Annotated in this window: 16 protein-coding genes; 8 read left to right on the forward strand and 8 right to left on the reverse strand. The window is 66.8% G+C overall.

Features of this window, described 5'->3' with window-relative positions:
* The gene (locus CQY20_RS07135) at positions 1–933 is read right to left on the reverse strand and encodes a dihydrodipicolinate synthase family protein (protein WP_097939377.1); all 933 of its coding nucleotides are present in this window, start codon (positions 931–933) and stop codon (positions 1–3) included.
* A 256-nt stretch (positions 934–1189) separates the two neighbouring features.
* On the opposite strand from CQY20_RS07135, the gene CQY20_RS07140 reads away from it, so the two are divergent.
* The 6 genes from CQY20_RS07140 (at position 1190) to CQY20_RS07165 (ending at position 6778) form a co-directional block, all read left to right on the forward strand.
* Positions 1190–2653, forward strand: a complete 1464-nt coding sequence (locus CQY20_RS07140; protein ID WP_163700330.1) for an FAD-dependent oxidoreductase — start codon at positions 1190–1192, stop codon at positions 2651–2653.
* Complete coding sequence (locus CQY20_RS07145; protein WP_163700333.1) at positions 2650–3348, forward strand: RraA family protein; 699 nt, start codon at positions 2650–2652, stop codon at positions 3346–3348. The genes CQY20_RS07140 and CQY20_RS07145 overlap by 4 nt, the downstream gene beginning before the upstream one ends.
* Entirely contained in the window at positions 3345–4307 is a 963-nt protein-coding gene (locus CQY20_RS07150) for a Gfo/Idh/MocA family protein (protein WP_097939380.1), read from the forward strand. Before CQY20_RS07145 ends, CQY20_RS07150 begins: the two co-directional genes overlap by 4 nt.
* Positions 4308–4424: 117 nt before the next feature.
* Positions 4425–4952, forward strand: a complete 528-nt coding sequence (locus tag CQY20_RS35130) for a hypothetical protein (RefSeq protein WP_174814633.1) — start codon at positions 4425–4427, stop codon at positions 4950–4952.
* Between the two features lie 207 nt (positions 4953–5159).
* Positions 5160–6254, forward strand: coding sequence for a catalase family peroxidase (locus CQY20_RS07160; protein WP_097939381.1), 1095 nt, complete (start codon positions 5160–5162; stop codon positions 6252–6254).
* Complete coding sequence (locus tag CQY20_RS07165) at positions 6251–6778, forward strand: cytochrome b (protein WP_097939382.1); 528 nt, start codon at positions 6251–6253, stop codon at positions 6776–6778. Before CQY20_RS07160 ends, CQY20_RS07165 begins: the two co-directional genes overlap by 4 nt.
* Positions 6779–6800: 22 nt before the next feature.
* Here CQY20_RS07165 and hisS read toward each other — a convergent pair whose 3' ends face one another.
* Together hisS and CQY20_RS07175 are read right to left on the reverse strand one after the other, a co-directional pair.
* Positions 6801–8063, reverse strand: a complete 1263-nt coding sequence (hisS, locus tag CQY20_RS07170; RefSeq protein WP_097939383.1) for a histidine--tRNA ligase — start codon at positions 8061–8063, stop codon at positions 6801–6803.
* Positions 8060–8737: an MBL fold metallo-hydrolase gene (locus CQY20_RS07175; RefSeq protein ID WP_097939418.1), complete on the reverse strand. Its 678-nt coding sequence runs from the start codon at positions 8735–8737 to the stop codon at positions 8060–8062. Before CQY20_RS07175 ends, hisS begins: the two co-directional genes overlap by 4 nt.
* 155 nt (positions 8738–8892) lie before the next feature.
* Between CQY20_RS07175 and CQY20_RS07180 the strand changes: the two genes are divergently transcribed.
* Together CQY20_RS07180 and CQY20_RS07185 are read left to right on the forward strand one after the other, a co-directional pair.
* The gene (locus CQY20_RS07180) at positions 8893–9768 is read left to right on the forward strand and encodes a peptidylprolyl isomerase (RefSeq protein ID WP_097939419.1); all 876 of its coding nucleotides are present in this window, start codon (positions 8893–8895) and stop codon (positions 9766–9768) included.
* Positions 9769–9774: 6 nt separating this feature from the next.
* The gene (locus CQY20_RS07185) at positions 9775–10764 is read left to right on the forward strand and encodes a peptidylprolyl isomerase (RefSeq protein WP_097939384.1); all 990 of its coding nucleotides are present in this window, start codon (positions 9775–9777) and stop codon (positions 10762–10764) included.
* Positions 10765–10800: 36 nt separating this feature from the next.
* On the opposite strand, the gene CQY20_RS07190 is transcribed toward CQY20_RS07185, so the two are convergent.
* Genes CQY20_RS07190 through secD form a run of 5 tightly spaced genes read right to left on the reverse strand, consistent with a single transcriptional unit; the run spans position 10801 to position 18502 of the window.
* Complete coding sequence (locus CQY20_RS07190) at positions 10801–13158, reverse strand: RelA/SpoT family protein (protein ID WP_097939385.1); 2358 nt, start codon at positions 13156–13158, stop codon at positions 10801–10803.
* Positions 13159–13196: 38 nt separating this feature from the next.
* The gene (locus CQY20_RS07195; RefSeq protein ID WP_097939386.1) at positions 13197–13745 is read right to left on the reverse strand and encodes an adenine phosphoribosyltransferase; all 549 of its coding nucleotides are present in this window, start codon (positions 13743–13745) and stop codon (positions 13197–13199) included.
* The gene (locus tag CQY20_RS07200) at positions 13727–15367 is read right to left on the reverse strand and encodes an ABC transporter substrate-binding protein (RefSeq protein ID WP_097939387.1); all 1641 of its coding nucleotides are present in this window, start codon (positions 15365–15367) and stop codon (positions 13727–13729) included. The genes CQY20_RS07195 and CQY20_RS07200 overlap by 19 nt, the downstream gene beginning before the upstream one ends.
* Before the next feature lie 3 nt (positions 15368–15370).
* Positions 15371–16654 (reverse strand): protein translocase subunit SecF, encoded by a 1284-nt coding sequence (gene secF / locus CQY20_RS07205; RefSeq protein WP_097939388.1) that lies wholly within the window; start codon positions 16652–16654, stop codon positions 15371–15373.
* A 3-nt stretch (positions 16655–16657) separates the two neighbouring features.
* A complete protein-coding gene (secD, locus tag CQY20_RS07210; RefSeq protein WP_097939389.1) occupies positions 16658–18502 on the reverse strand; it encodes a protein translocase subunit SecD in 1845 nt (614 codons plus the stop codon).
* Positions 18503–18516 lie beyond the last annotated feature (14 nt).

Consider the following 18516-nt stretch of genomic DNA (forward strand, 5'->3'; position numbering starts at 1 on the left):
TCAGGCGCGCACCCCGAGTTCGACACCCGCCGACTGCATCGCCAGGCGGATGTTCTCGCGAGCGCCTTCCTCCAGGGGCATCAGCGGCGATCTCACGTAAGCCGAACGCAGAATGCCCCGCTCCACCAGTCCGAGTTTCATTGCCGGGGTCGACTCGATGTGCGATGCACGGTGATAGACGGCCTTGGTGATCGGCAACATCCGGTCGTGCACCTCTTTGGCCGAGTCATAGTCGTGCGCCTTTGCCTTCTGCAGCAGTTCGACCAGCAGCTCTGGGATGAGTGCGCCGTATCCGACCAGCGCACCGTCGGACTCCCACATGGTGTGCAGCAGGAATTCGTCCTGGCATGTGAGCATCTGTATCTCCGGGAAATGCTCGCGAATCACCGGCACCTCGGTATCCCAGCGAATCATGTCGCGAGCCCCGTCCTTGATCGCGAAAACCCCCTCGAGGGCGCAGAGCTCCAGCAGCAACGCCAGATTGAACGTCGCCTTGGTGTTGTTCGGGAACTGGAACGCGATGATCGGGAGGTGCGCCGCCGACCACACAGCGCGGTAGCGATCCTGCACCGATCCCGGCTGAAAGCCGAACCGGACGGCAGACGGCGGCGGGAAGATCAGCAGCGAGTCAGCACCGTTCTCGGCGGCACGCTCGGCCTCGGCGGCGGCCAATCGGGTGCCATCGCCTATCACGCCCGCTACGACGTGGAGGTCCTTGAACTCCGATTTCACGACGCGCACGATGTCGGCACGTTCATCGCTGGTCAGAGCGCTGCCTTCGCCCGCGTGGGAGTTGAGCACGATTGCCACGACTCCTGGAATCGATTCCATCCACGACACATAAGAGACAAGGCTGTCGAAATCAACATCCCCCTTGTCGTCGAACGGGGTGACGATGGCGGGAACGAGGCCCCGCAAGTCAGGAGCGGACATGATCGCCTCTCTTGAAGCAATAGATGGTCAAGCACATTGAAACAGCGGCTAACGGCTTAAGGCAAGCGAGATCTCGGAACGCCAGTCGTCGATTGCCGTCGTCGGGTGACCACCCGGCCCGCCGATCACCCTGCCGAGGTGCCACTGCGAGGGGAGCCGCGGGATAGCTGCGGGATGTTGGTGAAGGTCTAGACGAGGCACGCGCCGACGTCCTAGGGTTGGAATCGATACGATACCGAGTGACGAGGAGCGGCCCGTGACGAACTCCGACACCTACGACGTCCTGGTGGTGGGTGGCGGAGGCGCGGGGTTAGCAGCCGCCGTCGTGGCGGCCGAGCGCGGCGCGTCGGTAGCGCTGGTGGAGCGCCAAGACAAGCTGGGCGGGACAACCGCCTATTCGGTGGGTTCGCTGACCGCTGCCGACACTCCGTTACAGCGCCGCAAGGGAATCCATGACGATCCCGTTGAACTCGTTGAGGACATGTGGGCATTTGACCCCGCCCTACTTCACGGGGATGCGCCCGAGTTGCGGCGACTCTATGCCGTCGAGTCCGGGCGAACGTACGACTGGCTCGTCGACCACGGAGTGGTGTTTGCAGGGCCATACCCTGAGCCGCCGCACCGAGTTCCACGGATGCACAATGTGATTCCCAATTCGCGTTCCTACATCGCCCGGCTGTCATCGGCCGCTCGCCGCGCCGGTGTCCAGATTCGCCTCCGGACGGAGGTGACGCGCCTACTGACCGATGGTGATGCGCACGTCACCGGCTTGGAGACCAGCGGTCCGTCTGGCATGTCTCAACTTCTGGCTCGCCGAGGCGTCATTCTCGCGAGTGGCGACTTCAGCGGCAACGCCACCATGCGCAAGGAGCACTTGCCGGAAGGCGCGCACCGAGCGATCCCGATCAACGAAGGAGCGCTGGGGCTCGGACACCAACTGGCCGCCGAAGTCGGTGCCCAGCTTGTGCAGATGGACCAGCTGTTCGGCCCGCAACTGCGCTTCCCCCCACCCCCCAAAACCGGCTTTCTCGACCGGCTTCCGCTGTGGCAGTGGCTGTGTCGGCTGGAGGGGATGGTGGTTAGCCTTCTTCCGTCTGCGGCCCTGCGGCCGATCGTCAAGTCGCTGTTGGTGTCGCACATGTCGCCGAGCAACGCATTGTTCGATGCGGGTGCCGTGCTGGTGGACGGCTCTGGCGCCAGGATTGGCTCCGAACAGGCTCCTGCTGAAGAACTTTCGCGCCGACCAGACCGCCGCGGATTCATCGTCCTCGACGAAACCACCGCTGCCGAATTCGAGCACGAGCCGAACTACATCTCGACCGCGCCGGGGATAGCGTTCGCATACTTCAGCGACTACGTCCGCGGTCGGCCCGACCTCATCACCCGCGCCCCAAGTGTCGACACACTTGCCGAGGCCATCGGCGTGAACCAGCACAATCTGCAGGACACCATTGCCTCGTCGATACTTCGGCCGCCGCTGGTGGCGATGGGCCCGGTGTTCAGCATGCTCACCGTCACCGAGGGCGCGTTGGCCGTCGACACCGACCTGCGCGTGTTGCGCGGCGACGGCTCCCCCATCGGTGGTCTGTATGCCGCGGGCGGCGTAGGCCAAGGCGGCATGCTGCTCAAGGGGCATGGCCACCACATCGGATGGGCGATGACGTCGGGACGACTCGCAGGCCAGGCCGTGACACGCAACCTCAACCGAGGCGCATCATGACCACCGCGCCCACACTGACCCCCGCTGATCTGGACTTTCTGCGCTCGGTCGACAGCCCCACCATTGCCAACGCCATCGAACGGTTCAAGGTTCGGCCGCTCACCGACGGGTTTGTCGGGGGCCAGGTGCGCTGCGCCTTCCCCGAGCTGGGTCCGATGGTTGGTCGCGCGCTCACCGTCACGATGCGCAACCCGGGTGACCGCCCCGCCTCCCGTGAGGGCTTCTGGCGGATGTGGGAGCAACTTGAGGCCATGGCGGGTCCGACGGTGCTCATGATCGCCGATCACAGCGGCGCGCCGCACCGGGTGGCCTACGCCGGCGAGATCATGACCAAGCTCGCACGCAGACTGGGCGCCGTCGGCATGGTAACCGATGGCGGGCTGCGCGACCTTGCCGAAGTGCGAGCACTGGGTTTCCACTACTTCATGCGGTATCCAGTTGTGTCCCATGCGAATTTCGAGATCGCAACCGTCGGCGAGCCCATCGAGTTGGATGGACAACGAATAGAGACAGGCGATCTGGTCCATGGCGACGCCAACGGAATCGTGCTGATTCCGTGGGAAATAGTCCCAGAGCTACCCGAGGCCGTGGAGAAGGTGCGTTCCGCTGAAGCCGCGGATATGGCCTTTATCGATGGTCCCGAATTCACACTTGGCGGGTTCAAGGACCGCAGGGGATACGGCTCCGGCAAGTGACGACGACAATGCGCTGGGGCATCATCGGCGTCGGGGATGTCACGGAAGTCAAGAGCGGACCGGCTTTTCAACGCATCCCTGGCGTCGAACTCGTCGCGGTCATGCGTCGCACCGCCGAAAAGGCACGCGACTACGCCAGGAGGCACGGAGTTCCGCGGTGGTACTGCGACGCTGATGAAATCCTGCGCGCCGACGACATCGACGCGGTGTACATCGCCACCCACCCGAACAGTCACGCTGACTACACGCGCCGCGCCGCTGCTGCGGGCAAGGCAGTTTTCGTCGAAAAGCCCATGGCCGTCAACGCCGAGGAATGCCGTTCGATGACAACGGCCTGCCAGGCAGCGCGCGTGCCGCTTTGGGTGGCCTACTACCGGTGCGCCCTGCCTCGTTTCGAATACGTTCGCCGACTGATCGCCGACGGCGCCATCGGCGAAGTGCGGGCCGTGCATTCGATCCGGTTGCAGACTCCGCGGCCACAGGCGTGGCAGAACTCGGTCGGTTTGTCCGGCGGCGGCTGGTTCTTCGACGCCGCCTGCCACACTCTCGATTGGTTGGATCACGTATTCGGCCCGCTGAGCGACGTAGCCGGTCATGTCGTCGGCCACGGTCGTGGTGTCGAGGACACCGTCAGCCTGTGCTACACGCTTCCAGGCGACATCATCGGCTCTGGCACATGGTGTTTCGACGCAGGCGTCGACCATGACCGCACCGTGATCACTGGGACGCGCGGAACGGTGTCGTTATCGATTTCGGCGCCGGACCCGATCGAACTCAGACGGGACTCAGCGTCGGAGTACATAGAAATTCCCGATCCGCCGCATGTGCACGAACCATTGATACGCACGATCGTTGACGAGTGGCGTCAGACCGGCGTCTGCGTCAGCACCGGTGTCAGCGCCACCCGGACGGCCGTCGTGATGGACGAACTGCTCGCAAATCTACGGGTGGTCGGGTAATCCCCGTCGCATAGCCCCTCCCCCTTTACCGCGAGCGTGCGTGTCTGCAGGCGACACGCCGTAGAAATTCGGGAGTTCACGCACGCTCGCGGCCGGTGAGGTGGCACGCTGCAGGGCGTGAGCACCCCGGCAGAGCCTCGGATCGTCGTCGACACCGGCGGGCTCCTCGTGACCGATGACGGTCGACGAGTCCTGGTGATCGACCGCCGCACGGGCGCTCTCGCGGTGACGGCGTTCGTGCTCGGCGTGCTGACGCTCGTCGTCGGCGGCTTCGGTGTGGTCGCGCTCGTGACCGGCACGCCGTCGTCGACCTTAGGCGCAATGTTCACCGGCGTCGGTGTCGCGCTGGCTTTACTGACGTTTCTCGTGGTGCGCAAGATCCAGCGGCGCCGTTGTCAACCGTTGGGCCACTGTCGGCCGGTGGCCGTGATCGACCGTAAGCTCGGCTTGTTCAGTTATCGCGGCGGCGCACTGGTGCAATTGGATCAGGTGCAGTTCGCACGCAAGCTCCAAATCGGTCCCAGCTCACCGAAATTAGTCGCTGTCACGCCAGGCGGAACACTTGTCCTCAAGCGCGGCAACCCATTCGACGGCGGAATCGGCGGTGTCGACGAGCTACTCAACTCCGTGGCACGCGCCAAATGACCGCGTTCATCCCCGACGAGCGTGCGCAAACTCGGGTAAAAAGGCGGCGTGTCGCCTGCAGACACGCACGCTCGCGATAGGAAGGGTGAGGGGCTGCAGAAAGGGTGGGGCACGGGAAGGTGAGGGGATTACGAAACTGTGACCGCCGCCGCTGAGTGACAATTCTGCACGGGTAACTCCAAGGTTGCTGTGGTAGGCCTTGGAGTTGTGGACAAGCCCCCCAAGAAATCGCTGAGTTGGCACGGGACACCACTCACCCGGCGCTCGGTACTCGCCGGTGCCGCGGCCGTCGGCGCGTTTCTCATCGTCGATTTCGGCGCTGTGGCCTATGCGAACAATTGGATCGCCGGCGGCAGGCGCCTGACCCGCGCCGACTTCATCGACCTTTTCCGCGCCGTTTCCGGCAACCACCCCGGCTTCCGAAAGAACCACGCCAAGGGCGTCGCCGTCACCGGATACTTCGACAGCAACGGCGACGGTTGCGCGCTGTCCAAGGCCGTCGTCTTCGCGGCCGGTCGTACACCGGTGTCAGGCCGGTTCTCGCTTTCCGGTGGTGACCCCGATGCCGCCGACACTGCCGGTGCCGCACGCGGTCTCGGATTGGCGTTCGCGTTTCCCGACGGCAGCCAGTGGCGCACAGCGATGATCAATCTGCCTGTGTTCCCGGACAATTCGCCGCAGGGCTTCTACGACCGGACACTCGCGTCGAAGCCGGTGCCCTCAACCGGTCAGCCCGATCCCGCAGCGATGTCGGCGTTCCTGGCCGCCCACCCGGAAACAAAAGCGGCGATGGCGATCATCAAAACGCAGCCGCCGACAAAAGGTTTCGCCGACAGCACATTCCGTTCACTCAACACCTTCTTCTTCGTCGACGACGCCGGAACCCGCACCCCGGTGCGGTGGTCCTTCGTTCCGCAACAGGATGCCGCACCGCCAAAAACGGGTGAGCCAGACATGCTGTTCGACGCCCTGATTCGGCAGATGCAAACCGGTCCACTGCAGTGGAAGCTGGTCCTGACCGTCGGCACACCCGACGACCCAGTCACCGACCCGACGCTGCCGTGGCCGGGCGATCGGCGCACCGTGGACGCGGGCACACTCACGCTGACCACCATCGAGGCCGACCAGCCGGGCAACGCACGCGACATCAACTTCGATCCGCTCGTGCTGCCAGAAGGTATCGAGCCCTCCGACGACCCCCTGCTCAGCGCTCGGTCTGCGGTCTATGCGGCCTCGTACCGGGCACGAACAAGCGAACCGCAGTCACCGGCAACGGTGCAAGTGAACGAGGTGACCTCATGACGACGCTGGCCTCGCGCTATCCGATCCGCACCCGTGTGCTGCACTGGCTGACCGCGCTACTGGTTTTCGCCGCGCTGTTCGTCGGGTTCGTCATGGTGAACTCGATCGGCTCGTACCACGTGTTGGTGGGCGTGCACATGACGCTCGGCGTGACGATCCTCGTGATCGTGGTCGTGCGGGTGGCGAACCGGTTCACCCACCGTGCACCACGGCTGCCCGATTCCGTCGGCCGGCTCGAACACAAGCTCGTCGTCGGCTCCGAGCTGACCCTGTATGCCGTGATGCTCGCGCAGCCGCTCGTGGGTTGGGCGATGGTGTCGGCGTCCGGAACGCCCCCAGTGATCTTCGGGAGTCTGCGACTGCCGCGGGTAGCACCCTTCGATGCTGACCTGTATTCCGTTCTGCGCCAGATACATTCGGTACTCGCCTACCTGCTGGTCGCGGTGATCGCTGCGCACATCTCGGCGGTCCTGCTGCACACCCTGACGCTGCGCGATCGGATGCTGGCGCGAATGACGTTCTGACCCGACGGGCTGACCCCGCCGGTTATCCCCGCAGCCGGGACAACACCTCGGCGACCACATCGTCGACGGCGACGTCGACCTGCTCACCGCTGGACAGGTCCTTCACACCGATCGTGCCCGCCTCGAGGTCGCGATCGCCTGCCACCAACGCGATCGACGCACCGGACCGGTCCGCCGCGCGCATGGCACCTTTCACACCGCGGTCGCCGTAGGCGAGGTCGACGCGCACGCCCGCCGCGCGCAATTGCGCCGCCAGCACCGACAACCGCATCTTGGCCTGCTCGCCCAGCGGCACACCGAACACGTCGACACGAGCGGTCGAGCCGACCGTCTTGCCTTCGGCCTTCAGCGCCAACATCGTGCGGTCCACACCCAGCCCGAAACCGATGCCGGACAGATCTTTTCCGCCGAGCTGGCGCATCAGCCCGTCGTAGCGTCCGCCACCGCCGATGCCCGACTGGGCACCCAGCCCGTCGTGGACGAACTCGAACGTGGTCTTCGTGTAGTAGTCCAGCCCGCGCACCATCCGCGGGTTGATCGCATATGGCACGCCGAGCGCATCCAGATGCGCCAGCACCGTGTCGAAATGCTGCTTGGCCGAATCCGAAAGATGGTCGAGCATCACCGGCGCGTCGGCCGTCATCTCTCGCACATGCGGACGCTTGTCGTCCAGCACCCGTAGCGGGTTGATCTCGGCGCGGCGGCGGGTCTCCTCATCGAGATCGAGTTTGAACAGGAACTCCTGCAACAACTCTCGATACTGCGGCCGACAGGTGTCATCGCCCAGCGACGTGATCTCCAGGCGGAAGCCGTCTAAGCCGAGCGACCGGAAACCGGCGTCGGCGACCGCGATCACCTCCGCGTCGAGCGCCGGATCGTCGACGCCGATGGCCTCCACCCCGACCTGTTGCAGCTGCCGATAGCGGCCGGCCTGCGGACGCTCATAACGGAAGAACGGACCAGCGTAGACGAGTTTCACCGGCAGCGGCCCGCGATCCAGGCCGTGCTCGATGACCGCGCGGATCACACCCGCGGTCCCTTCGGGGCGGAGCGTGACCGACCGGTCGCCGCGGTCGGCGAAGGTGTACATCTCCTTGCTGACCACATCGGTCGACTCGCCCACACCGCGGGCGAACAACGCGGTGTCCTCGAAGATCGGCAACTCGATGTCGGCGTAGCCGGCGCGGCGCGCGGTGGCAATCAATCCGTCGCGCACCGCGACGAACTGCGCGGATTCCGGTGGCAGGTAATCGGGAACGCCCTTGGGCGCTTGAAACTGAGTCACAAAGTCAAACCTTCGAGGAACGGGTTGGTGCGGCGTTCGAGGCCGATCGTGGACTTCTCGCCGTGCCCCGGTAGTACCACGGTGTCGTCGTCGAGCACCATCAGTTTTGTCATGATCGAGTCCAGCAGGTCGCGGCCGCTGCCGCCCGGCAGGTCGGTGCGCCCGACCGACTGACGGAACAGGGTATCGCCGGTGAACACCACCTCGGGCCCATCGGCGGCCACCCGGAACACCACCGACCCGCGGGTGTGTCCGGGCGTGTGATCGACGGTCACCACCGTGTCGGCGATGTCCAGCTTGTCGCCGTCGCGGTCGAGTTCGACAACTTGCCTGGGCTCACGGAACAGGGCACCGAACGCAGATCGGGCAATTCCCCCGATCACACCACGCCCGAATCCCTTGATCGGGTCGGTCAGCATGAACCGGTCCTCGGGGTGGATGTAGGCCGGGCACCCGTAGGTGTCGGCGACCTTCTGCGCTGACCAGATGTGATCGAGGTGGCCGTGGGTCAGCAGCACCGCCGCCGGTGTCAGCCGATTCTCGTCCAGGATCCGGCGAAGTCGATCCATGGCCCGCTGGCCAGGGTCGACGACGATCGCGTCCGCGCCGGCGTGTTGGGCCACCACATAGCAATTGCAGGCCAACATGCCCGCCGGAAATCCGGTGATGAACACGACGTTCATTTTCCCATGCCCGACCGGTGCCGCGGTTTTCCCACCCCCAGCCCATCGTGGGCCTCTTGGCCCACGCTCAGCTGCTGCTGGCACACTCGTTGCGGATCGATCAGCACACCGATCAGCACACTCAGCACACAAGGAGGACCACGGCGGTGCCGACCAACGAACAGCGGCGCGCAGCAGCAAAGCGCAAACTCGAGCGGCAACTGGAGCGACGGGCCGCGCAGGCGCGCAGGCGTCGCCTCTACACGATCATCGGTTCCGCCGTTGCCGTCGTCGCCGTGATCGCCGCGGTCGGGATCTTCGTGTTCACCAGGGGCGATTCGGACAACACCGCCACCGCGGCCACCACCACCCCGAGCGCTTCGCCGACGGAATCGGTGGAGGTCACGCAGGGCGGCCTGCCGCCGTTCAATCCGCCGGCCGATCTGGGCGCCGACTGCCAGTACCCCGCGGCGCAGCCGGCCAGCAAGCCGAACACGCCGCCGCGCACCGGCAAGGTGCCGACCGAGCCCGCGCAGGTCAGCGCCAGCATGTCGACCGACCAGGGCAACATCGGTCTGATGCTCGACAACGCCAAGGCGCCGTGCACGGTCAACAGCTTCGCCAGCCTGGCCCAGCAGGGCTACTTCAACGACACCCCCTGCCACCGGTTGACCACCGGCGGCGGGCTGTCGGTGCTGCAGTGCGGCGACCCGACCGGAACGGGCAGCGGCGGGCCGGGCTACCAGTTCGCCAACGAGTACCCGACCAACCAGTTCCAGCCCGATGACCCCAAGCTGCAGAACCCGGTGCTGTACCCGCGGGGCACGCTGGCGATGGCCAACGCCGGTCCCGGCACCAACGGCAGCCAGTTCTTCCTCGTCTACAAGGATTCGATGCTGCCGCCGAACTACACGGTGTTCGGCACGATCGACGACACCGGCCTGGCGACGCTGGACAAGATCGCCGCGGGCGGCGTCGAAGGCGGCGGGCAGGACGGTAAGCCGGCCATTCCGGTGACGGTCAAGTCCATCGGGCTGGACTAACGCCGCGTGACGACGCCTCCGCCGCCGCCTCCGTACGGCGGCTATCCACCGCCGTACGACCCCTACGCCTACCAGCGGCCACGCCCGACGAACGGCTGGGCGATCGCGTCGCTGGTCTGCGCGTTTGTGTTCGCGCCGCTGGGCATCGTCTTCGGCCACATCTCGCTGTCGCAGATCAAGCGCAGCGGCGAGGAGGGCCGTGGGCTGGCGGTGGCCGGGCTGGTCATCGGCTATGTGATCACCGTCGGCTCGATCATCGTGCTGGCCGCGGTCGTGGTGCTGTCCATCGCGACGGTGCGTCACCTCGAGGAACAATCCCGGTTGCAGCCCGGCATCACCGCAGCGCCGACGGCGCCGGGCAACGGCCTGCCGGAGTTCACTCCCCCGCCCGACCTCGGCGCTAATTGCGCCTACCCGTCCACGACCGAGCCGGCGAGCAAGCCGAACAAGCCGCCGCGGTCGGGCCGGGTCCCGACCACCCCGCAGTGGGTCAGTGCCAGCATGTCGACCAATCGCGGCAATATCGGGCTGCAGTTGGACAACGGCAAGGCGCCGTGCACCGTGAACAATTTCGCCAGCCTCGCCCAGCAGGGCTTCTTCGACGAGACGACCTGTCATCGACTGACGACGGCGCCGCAACTGGGCGTGCTGCAGTGCGGCGACCCGACCGGAACGGGCACCGGCGGGCCGGGCTACCGCTTCGCCAACGAGTACCCCACCAACCAGTTCCGCATTTCCGACCCGGCGTTGCGAACGCCGGTGGTGTATCCGCGCGGCACGCTGGCGATGGCCAACGCCGGTCCCGGCACCAACGGCAGCCAATTCTTCCTCGTCTACAAAGACTCGATGCTGCCGCCGACCTACACCGCCTTCGGCACGATCGACGCCACCGGGCTGGCGACGCTGGACAAGATCGCCGCGGCAGGTGTCACCGGCGCGAGCGATGACGGCAAGCCGGCGAACAGCGTGACGATCGAGTCCATCCGCCTCGACTAGACCCGATCCTTGGCGCGGTAGAAGAGGGGGTCCGGCTCAGGCGGCGCTGGTGACGCGGTAGACGTCGTAGACGCCTTCCACATTGCGGACCACGTTCAGCACGTGACCCAGATGCTTGGGGTCGCCCATCTCGAAGGTGAACCGGCTGATGGCCACCCGATCGTTGGACGTCGTCACCGACGCCGACAAGATGTTGACCTTCTCGTCGGCCAGCACGCGCGTCACATCCGACAGCAGCCGGTGCCGGTCGAGCGCCTCGACCTGGATCGCGACGAGGAACACCGACGACGGCGACGGCGCCCATTTCACCTCGATGATCCGCTCCGACTGCTGCTGCAGCGACGAGGCGTTGGTGCAGTCGGTGCGGTGCACGCTCACGCCGCCGCCGCGGGTGACGAAGCCCATGATGTTGTCGCCGGGAACGGGCGTGCAGCACTTGGCCAGTTTCGTCAGCACACCCGGCGCCCCCGGCACCGCGACGCCGACGTCCTCGTTGCTGCGGTGGCGCACCGGCATGGTCGCCGGCGTGGACCGTTCGGCCAGTTCGTCGGCGGCCTCGTCGTCGCCACCGAACTGAGCCACCAACCGCTGCACCACATGTCGCGCCGACACGTGGCCTTCACCGACGGCGGTGTAGAGCGCCGAGACATCGGCATAGCGCAGCTCGCGGGACAGCGCGGCCATCGATTCGGCATTCAACAAGCGCTGCAACGAAAGTCCGCCGCGGCGCACCTCACGGGCGATGGCGTCCTTGCCCGCTTCCAGCGCCTCCTCGCGCCGCTCCTTGGCGAACCACTGGCGGATCTTGGCCTTCGCCCGCGGCGACACCACGAACTGCTGCCAGTCCCGCGACGGCCCGGCGTTGGGCGCCTTCGACGTGAAAATCTCGACCACTTCGCCGTTTTCCAGCTTGCGCTCCAACGCGACCAGGCGGCCGTTGACCCGCGCGCCGATGCAGCGGTGGCCGACCTCGGTGTGCACGGCGTAGGCGAAGTCCACCGGCGTCGATCCCGTCGGCAGCGTGATCACATCGCCCTTCGGGGTGAACACGAAGATCTCCTGCACGGCGAGGTCGTAGCGCAGCGACTCCAGGAACTCGCCGGGGTCGGCGGCCTCCCGTTGCCAGTCGAGAAGTTGCCGCATCCAGGCCATCTCATCGACCTCGGCGGCGGCGTGACCGGACGGTACGCCGTTGCGGCCCTTGGCTTCCTTGTAGCGCCAGTGCGCGGCGATGCCGTACTCCGCGGTGCCGTGCATGTCGTGGGTGCGGATCTGCACCTCCAGCGGCTTGCCCTCAGGACCGACGACGGTGGTGTGCAGCGACTGGTACACCCCGTAGCGCGGCTGCGCGATGTAGTCCTTGAACCGGCCCGCCATCGGCTGCCACAGCGAATGCACCACGCCCACAGCGGCATAGCAGTCGCGGATCTCGTCGCACAGGATGCGGATGCCGACGAGGTCGTGGATGTCGTCGAAGTCGCGGCCCTTGACGATCATCTTCTGGTAGATCGACCAGTAGTGCTTGGGCCGACCCTCCACGGTGGCGTTGATCTTCGACTTCGCCAGTGTCGCACTGATTTCCGAGCGCACCTTGGCCAGGTAGGTGTCGCGCGACGGCGCCCGGTCGGCGACCAGGCGGACGATCTCTTCGTATTTCTTCGGGTGCAGGATCGCGAACGCCAGATCCTCCAGCTCCCACTTGACCGTCGCCATGCCCAGGCGATGCGCAAGCGGCGCAATGACTTCCAGCGTCTCGCGGGCCTTGCGGGCCTGCTTCTCCGGTGGCAGGAACCGCATCGTACGCATGTTGTGCAGCCGATCGGCGACCTTGATCACCAGCACCCGCGGGTCGCGGGCCATCGCAATGATCATCTTGCGGATGGTTTCGCCCTCGGCGGCCGTGCCCAGCGCCACCCGGTCCAGCTTGGTCACGCCGTCGACGAGATGGCCGACCTCGTCACCGAACTCCTGGGTCAGCGCCTCCAGCGTGTAGCCGGTGTCCTCGACGGTGTCGTGCAGCAGCGCCGCGACCAGCGTCGTGGTGTCCATGCCCAGCTCGGCCAGGATGTTGGCCACCGCCAGCGGATGGGTGATGTAGGGATCGCCGGAGCGGCGCATCTGGTCGGCATGCCGCTTCTCGGCCACCTCGTACGCGCGCTGCAGCAGCGACAGATCGGCCCTCGGGAAGAACTCGCGATGCACCGCGACCAACGGCTCGAGCACCGGATTGATCGCGCTGCGCTGCGCCGTCATACGCCGGGCTATCCGGGCGCGCACCCGCCGCGAGGTAGACGTCTTGGCGGTGTCGGGCGCGGCCGCCGGCGGTGTCTCCGGGGCCGGGCTACTCACAGGGGCTGGTTGCACGGCCTGGCCCGTACCCTGCTCCTGCGCCATCGTCACCTCCTCGCGCCCTAGATATCGAGGATATCGCCTCAGATCCTGTGCAAGCTGCTCACAGGCAGCGGTTCGAGCAGGTCGCGACCCCCGAGGGCGGTCAATTCGATCATCACCGCCGCTGCGGTCACGTTTGCTCCCGCCCTCCTCAACAACCGATGAGTGGCGGCCAGTGTTCCGCCGGTGGCCAGCACGTCGTCGATGATGACGACGTTGCGGCCGGTCAGGTCGACGCCGTCGGCGGGAACCTCCAGCGTCGCCGTCCCGTATTCGAGGTCGTAGGTTTCGCTGAACACCGGCGGCGGCAGCTTGCCCGCTTTGCGCACCGCGAGCACACCGATGTGCAGCTTGTGGGCGACCGCCCCGCCCACCAGGAAGCCCCTCGCGTCGATCCCGGCGACCAGTTCGGCGTCCGCGGCGAATTCGGACAGTGCGTCGGTGACCACCGCGAGGCCGTGCGGGTCGGCGAGGACCGGCGTCAGGTCCTTGAAATGGACGCCGGGTTCGGGGAAGTCGGGGACCTCGCGGGTCAGCGACTTGATGGCGGCGACGGCGTCGTCGGTGCTGCTCACTGCTCCAGCACCCATCGGTCCATGTTCCATCCCGCGCCCCAGCGGGTCGGATTGCTGCTCACGGCGTACATCTTCGTCGAAGTGATCAGCGTGCGCTGCTGACGGTACAGCGGCAGCGTCGGCACGTCGGCCCACAGCACCGGTCCCGCCTCCCCCAGCAGGCGCGCCAACTCCTTGGGGTCGGAGGTGACCGCCAGCGCGTCGATGATGCCGTCGATGCGCGGGTTCGAGTACCCCGACAGGTTGTTGCCGTTGCCGGTGTGCAGGTCGTAGGCGTCCATCGCCGACGACCCGGTCGAGCCGCTGCCCGTCGCACCGCCGGTGCTGGCCAATAACACGTCGATGTTATTGGCGCGCAACGTCAATGGGCCGGTGTCTTCGGATGCGGCGTCTTGCACGGTGATGCCCGCCGGTGCACACGATTTGGCGATGACGCCGATGGTCGCGGCCAGGCGCGCGTTAGGCGCCTGATAGCCGATCCGCACCGTGAGCGGCTCGTTGTCCAGTGCCTCCCGTGCGGCGTCGGGGTTGGCGGCGATGAACTGCTCGGCGCCGACGGTCTCGCCGCTGTTGACGGCCTCCTCGATCACCGGGTTGAGCCGGGTGTTGGCGATCGGCACCTCGGCGTTGCGGGCGATCACGTCGCGCGGTGTGCACAGCGCCAGCGCGCGGCGCGCCTCCGGTGCCGCCATCGGCCCCTGCGCGGCGAAGATCAACTGCTCGATGCCCGCCGACGGGCTGTCGGACTGGGTGTAGTCCTCGGGCATGTTCAGCACACCCGACGAGCCCGCGGCCACGTCGACGACGTCGACGGCGCCGTTGTTGAGTTGGTCTTGGACGTCGGCGCCGCGCGGCCGCACCGTGATCTTGTTGGTGACGGGTTTCGCGCCCCACCATTTGTCGTTGGCGACCAGCACCACCGCGCCGTCCTCGGTGACCGATTCCAGTTTGTAGGGCCCCGACGACGGGAACCGTTTCAGGTCCAGGTCGGGCGTGAGATTCCAGATCGTGTTCCACGCCTGGGCGATTCGGTCGATGGTCGGGCCGTCATTGTTGAGGATGGCGCCGGTGACGTCGACGCCGAGTTCGTCGGCGATGACGTGCGCAGGCATCAGCGAGGTGGCCGCGAACAACTGCCCGTAGTCGACGAACGCGCGGTCGGCGGCGAACGAAACTCGCGCCCGCTTCTGCCCCGGTGCGCAGTCGATGGTTGCGATGTCGCGGTAGCCGGCCTGGTTGGCGGCGTCGAAGCCCGGGAACCGGCCGGACTGCGCGGCCCAGGCCAGCACCAGGTCGTCGCACGTGACGGGCTTGCCGTCGGAGTAGACCGCCTGGTCGTTGATCACGTAGTCGAGGACCAGCGGCGCCCTGCCGACGACCGCGATGCTGCCGAAGTCGTGGTCGCCGACGATCTGGCCGTCGGGGCCGTGATAGTTGAACCCGGTCAGCACCCGCGCGAAGGCCTGTGGGCCGCCGGAGGCCGCGCCGGCGACGGTGTTGGTGTTGTACGTCGTCAGCGTGCCGTCGACGGCGTAGGTGATCTCGGACGCCGGACTGTCGGAGCACGATGACAGGCCAAGGGCGCAGGCAAGAGCGACTGCCATCGCGGCGGCGATCCCCCGCAAGCGAGCCGTCATCGGCTACCGCCGCCGGGCGTTCCGCTTACCCGAGGGGCGGCCGGTCCTGCTGCTGGTCGGCCGGATCGGCCGCGCGCCGGGCGCAGGCTTGTCGGCGACGGAGGTCTTGCCCCGCGGCGCAGCGGCCGTCGTCGCGGCGACAGTCTCCTTGGTGTCCTTCTCGTCCTGCTCGGCGTCCTCAGCGTCGTCGATGGTGTCCTCCGGGCCGCGGGCGCGACCGGACTTGCGCCGATTGAGCACCCGGCGGGTGTGGTTGCGGACCAGATCGGTGCGCTCCCGCAGCGACACCAGCAGCGGGGTGGCGAAGAAGATCGACGAATAGGTGCCCACGACGACACCCACCAGCTGCACCAGCGCCAGGTCCTTGAGCGTGCCGACGCCCAACAGCCACACCGCGACCACCATCAGCGAGATGATCGGCAGCACGGAGATCAGGCTGGTGTTGATCGACCGCATGAACGTCTGATTGACGGCCAGGTTCGCCTGTTCGGCGAAGGTGCGGCGGGTGGTGTGCTGAAAGCCGTGGGTGTTCTCCTCGACCTTGTCGAACACGATCACCGTGTCGTACAGCGAGAAGCCCAGGATGGTGAGCAGGCCGATGACGGTCGCCGGGGTCACCTCGAAGCCCACCAACGAGTACACGCCCGCGGTGACGATGAGGTCGAAAACCAGTGTCGCCATGGCGGCGATCGCCATGTAGCGCTCGTAGCGCACCGTGATGTAGATCGTCGCCAACACCAGGAAGACCACCAACGCGATCAGCGCCTTCTTGGTGATCTGGCCGCCCCACGTCTCCGAAACCGCCGAGTCGCTGATCGCCTCCTTGCTCGGCTGGCCGTCGATCCCCTTGGGTTGGAACGCCCCGAACAGCGCGTCGCGCAGCTTGGTCGTCTCGTCGTTGTTCAGCGCTTCGGAGCGGATCTGCACCGTGGCCGACGGCCCGCTGCCGACGATCACGACCGATTCGGCGTCCTTGCCCAACGCGTCGCTGAAGACCTGCTCGACGCGTTCGGTGTCGACACCGGCCGCGGGCATGGACACCTTGGTGCCGCCCTCGAAGTCGATGCCGAAGGTGAAGCCGCGCAACACCATGCTGGCGAGGCAGACCGCGACGATCAGGCCGCTGATCCAGTACCACATCTTGCGCCGGCCGACGACCTCGAACGCCCCGGTGCCGGTGTAGAGCCGGATGAAGAAGCCGTGCTTGGGTGCTTCGGTTGCGGTGCTTTCCAGAGTCGGCGCCTCAGTGACAGCCGATTCGGTCACGTCTGGTGTGTTCTTAGCCATCGGCTATCCCCGTCCTGTCGCGTGCGCGACCCGGCGCTCGCGCGCGATCTGCTGCACGGCGCCGAGCCCGTTGAACGCCGGCTTGGCCAGCAGGGTCGACTTCGACGCCAGATACACCAGCGGCCAGGTCACCAGGAAGACGACCAGCACGTCGAGAATCGTTGTCAGGCCGAGGGTGAACGCGAAGCCCTTCACCTGGCCGACGGCCAGGATGTAGAGGACGACGGCGGCCAGGAAGGTCACGGCGTTACCCGAAACGATCGTCTTGCGCGCGCGGGCCCAGCCTCGCGGAACCGCGGAGCGGAACGAACGACCTTCGCGGATCTCGTCTTTGATGCGTTCGAAGAACACCACGAACGAGTCGGCAGTGGTGCCGATACCGATGATCAAACCGGCGATACCGGCAAGGTCGAGCGTGTAGTTGATGTATCTGCCTAGCAGCACCAGGATCGCGAAAACCATTGCGCCGGAAGCGATGAGCGACAGCGCCGTCAGGATTCCCAACACCCGGTAGTACAGCAGCGAGTACAGGAGCACCAGCGCCAACCCGATGGCACCCGCGATCAGACCAGCCCGCAGCGACGTCAAACCCAGTGTGGCCGAGACGGTTTCGGCTTCAGACGATTCGAACGACAACGGCAGCGAGCCATACTTCAGCACATTCGCCAGCTCTTTGGCCTTCGCCGCTGTGAACTGCCCGGTGATCTGGGTGTTGCCGCCCGGGATGGCCTCCTCGATCTGCGGTGCGCTGACGACCTGCGAGTCGAGCACGAACGCGGTCTGGGTACCGACGTGGGAGGCGGTGAAGTCGGCCCAGATCTGGGCGGCGTCGGGCTTGAACTCCAGCTGCACGATGTACTCACCGCGCTGCGAGTCCATGCCCGAGCTGGCGTTCTTGATCTGCTCGCCGCTGATGATCGACTTGTCCAGCAGGTAGACCTGCGAGTGATCCGTCGAGCACGTCACCAGCGGCAGGTTGGGATCGTCGTTGCCTGCCAGCACGTCGTCGTCGTTGCAGCGGGTGGCCTGGAACTGCAGCGCCAGGATCTGGATCTGCTGTTCGGTGCTCTGCCGCAACGCCTTCTCGTCGGCGATGCGCTGTGCGAGGTCCTTCTTGGGGTCCTGGCCTGGCGCAGGCGCCTGCTCTCCCTGTGCCGGCGGCTGGTCGCCCGGCGCCGGCGGTTGGTCGCCCGGTGCCGGCGGCTGTTCACCCGGCGCGGGTGGCGGTGGCGGCGGGCTCGGCGGCGGCTCCTGCGGATAGGGCCGCGGTTGCGGCGGCGCCTCAGGGGCGGGCGCCTCGGCCGGTGCACCGGGCTCGGTGGGCGCACCGCCCTGCTCTGCGGGCGCGGGTGGCGGCGCCTCGGCTGGACCGGGCTGCCCCGGCTGGCCGGCGGGCGGGCCCGGCTGGCCCGCGGGCGGGCCGCCTGGCGCGGGGCCCTCCTCGGGCGGCTGCTGGCCGGGCTGCTGAGCGGCGATCACGTGGATGACCGGGCGGATGTACAGCCGCGCGGTCTGCCCCAGGTTGCGGGCCTCGTTGCCGTCGGTGCCCGGCACGGTGATGACCAGGTTGTCGCCGTCGATCACCACCTCGGACCCGCTGACGCCCAGGCCGTCGACGCGGGACGCGATGATCTGCTGGGCCTGGTTCAGCGCGTCCTGCGTGGGTGGCGACCCGTCGGGCGTGCGTGCGGTCAGCGTGACGCGGGTGCCGCCCTGCAGGTCGATGCCGAGCTTCGGTTTGGCCTGCTTGTCGCCGGTCAGGAAGACCAGAAGGTACACGCCGACCAGCAGCGCCAGAAAGGTTGCCAGGTAGCGGGCAGGGTGCACCGGCGTCGAAGGCGATGCCACGGTTCTTTGGTCTC

Origin of the sequence: Mycolicibacterium agri, from assembly GCF_002553505.1 — a bacterium.
GTDB lineage: Bacteria > Actinomycetota > Actinomycetes > Mycobacteriales > Mycobacteriaceae > Mycobacterium > Mycobacterium agri.

Bases quoted from the DNA above. Each gene is read 5' to 3' on its own strand.
- CQY20_RS07135 (WP_097939377.1), bottom strand. From the start codon at position 933: ATGTCCGCTCCTGACTTGCGGGGCCTCGTTCCCGCCATCGTCACCCCG.
- CQY20_RS07145 (WP_163700333.1), top strand. From the start codon at position 2,650: ATGACCACCGCGCCCACACTGACCCCCGCTGATCTGGACTTTCTGCGC.
- CQY20_RS07165 (WP_097939382.1), top strand. From the start codon at position 6,251: ATGACGACGCTGGCCTCGCGCTATCCGATCCGCACCCGTGTGCTGCAC.
- CQY20_RS07190 (WP_097939385.1), bottom strand. From the start codon at position 13,158: ATGGCGCAGGAGCAGGGTACGGGCCAGGCCGTGCAACCAGCCCCTGTG.
- CQY20_RS07195 (WP_097939386.1), bottom strand. From the start codon at position 13,745: ATGGGTGCTGGAGCAGTGAGCAGCACCGACGACGCCGTCGCCGCCATC.
- CQY20_RS07200 (WP_097939387.1), bottom strand. From the start codon at position 15,367: ATGACGGCTCGCTTGCGGGGGATCGCCGCCGCGATGGCAGTCGCTCTT.
- secF (WP_097939388.1), bottom strand. From the start codon at position 16,654: ATGGCTAAGAACACACCAGACGTGACCGAATCGGCTGTCACTGAGGCG.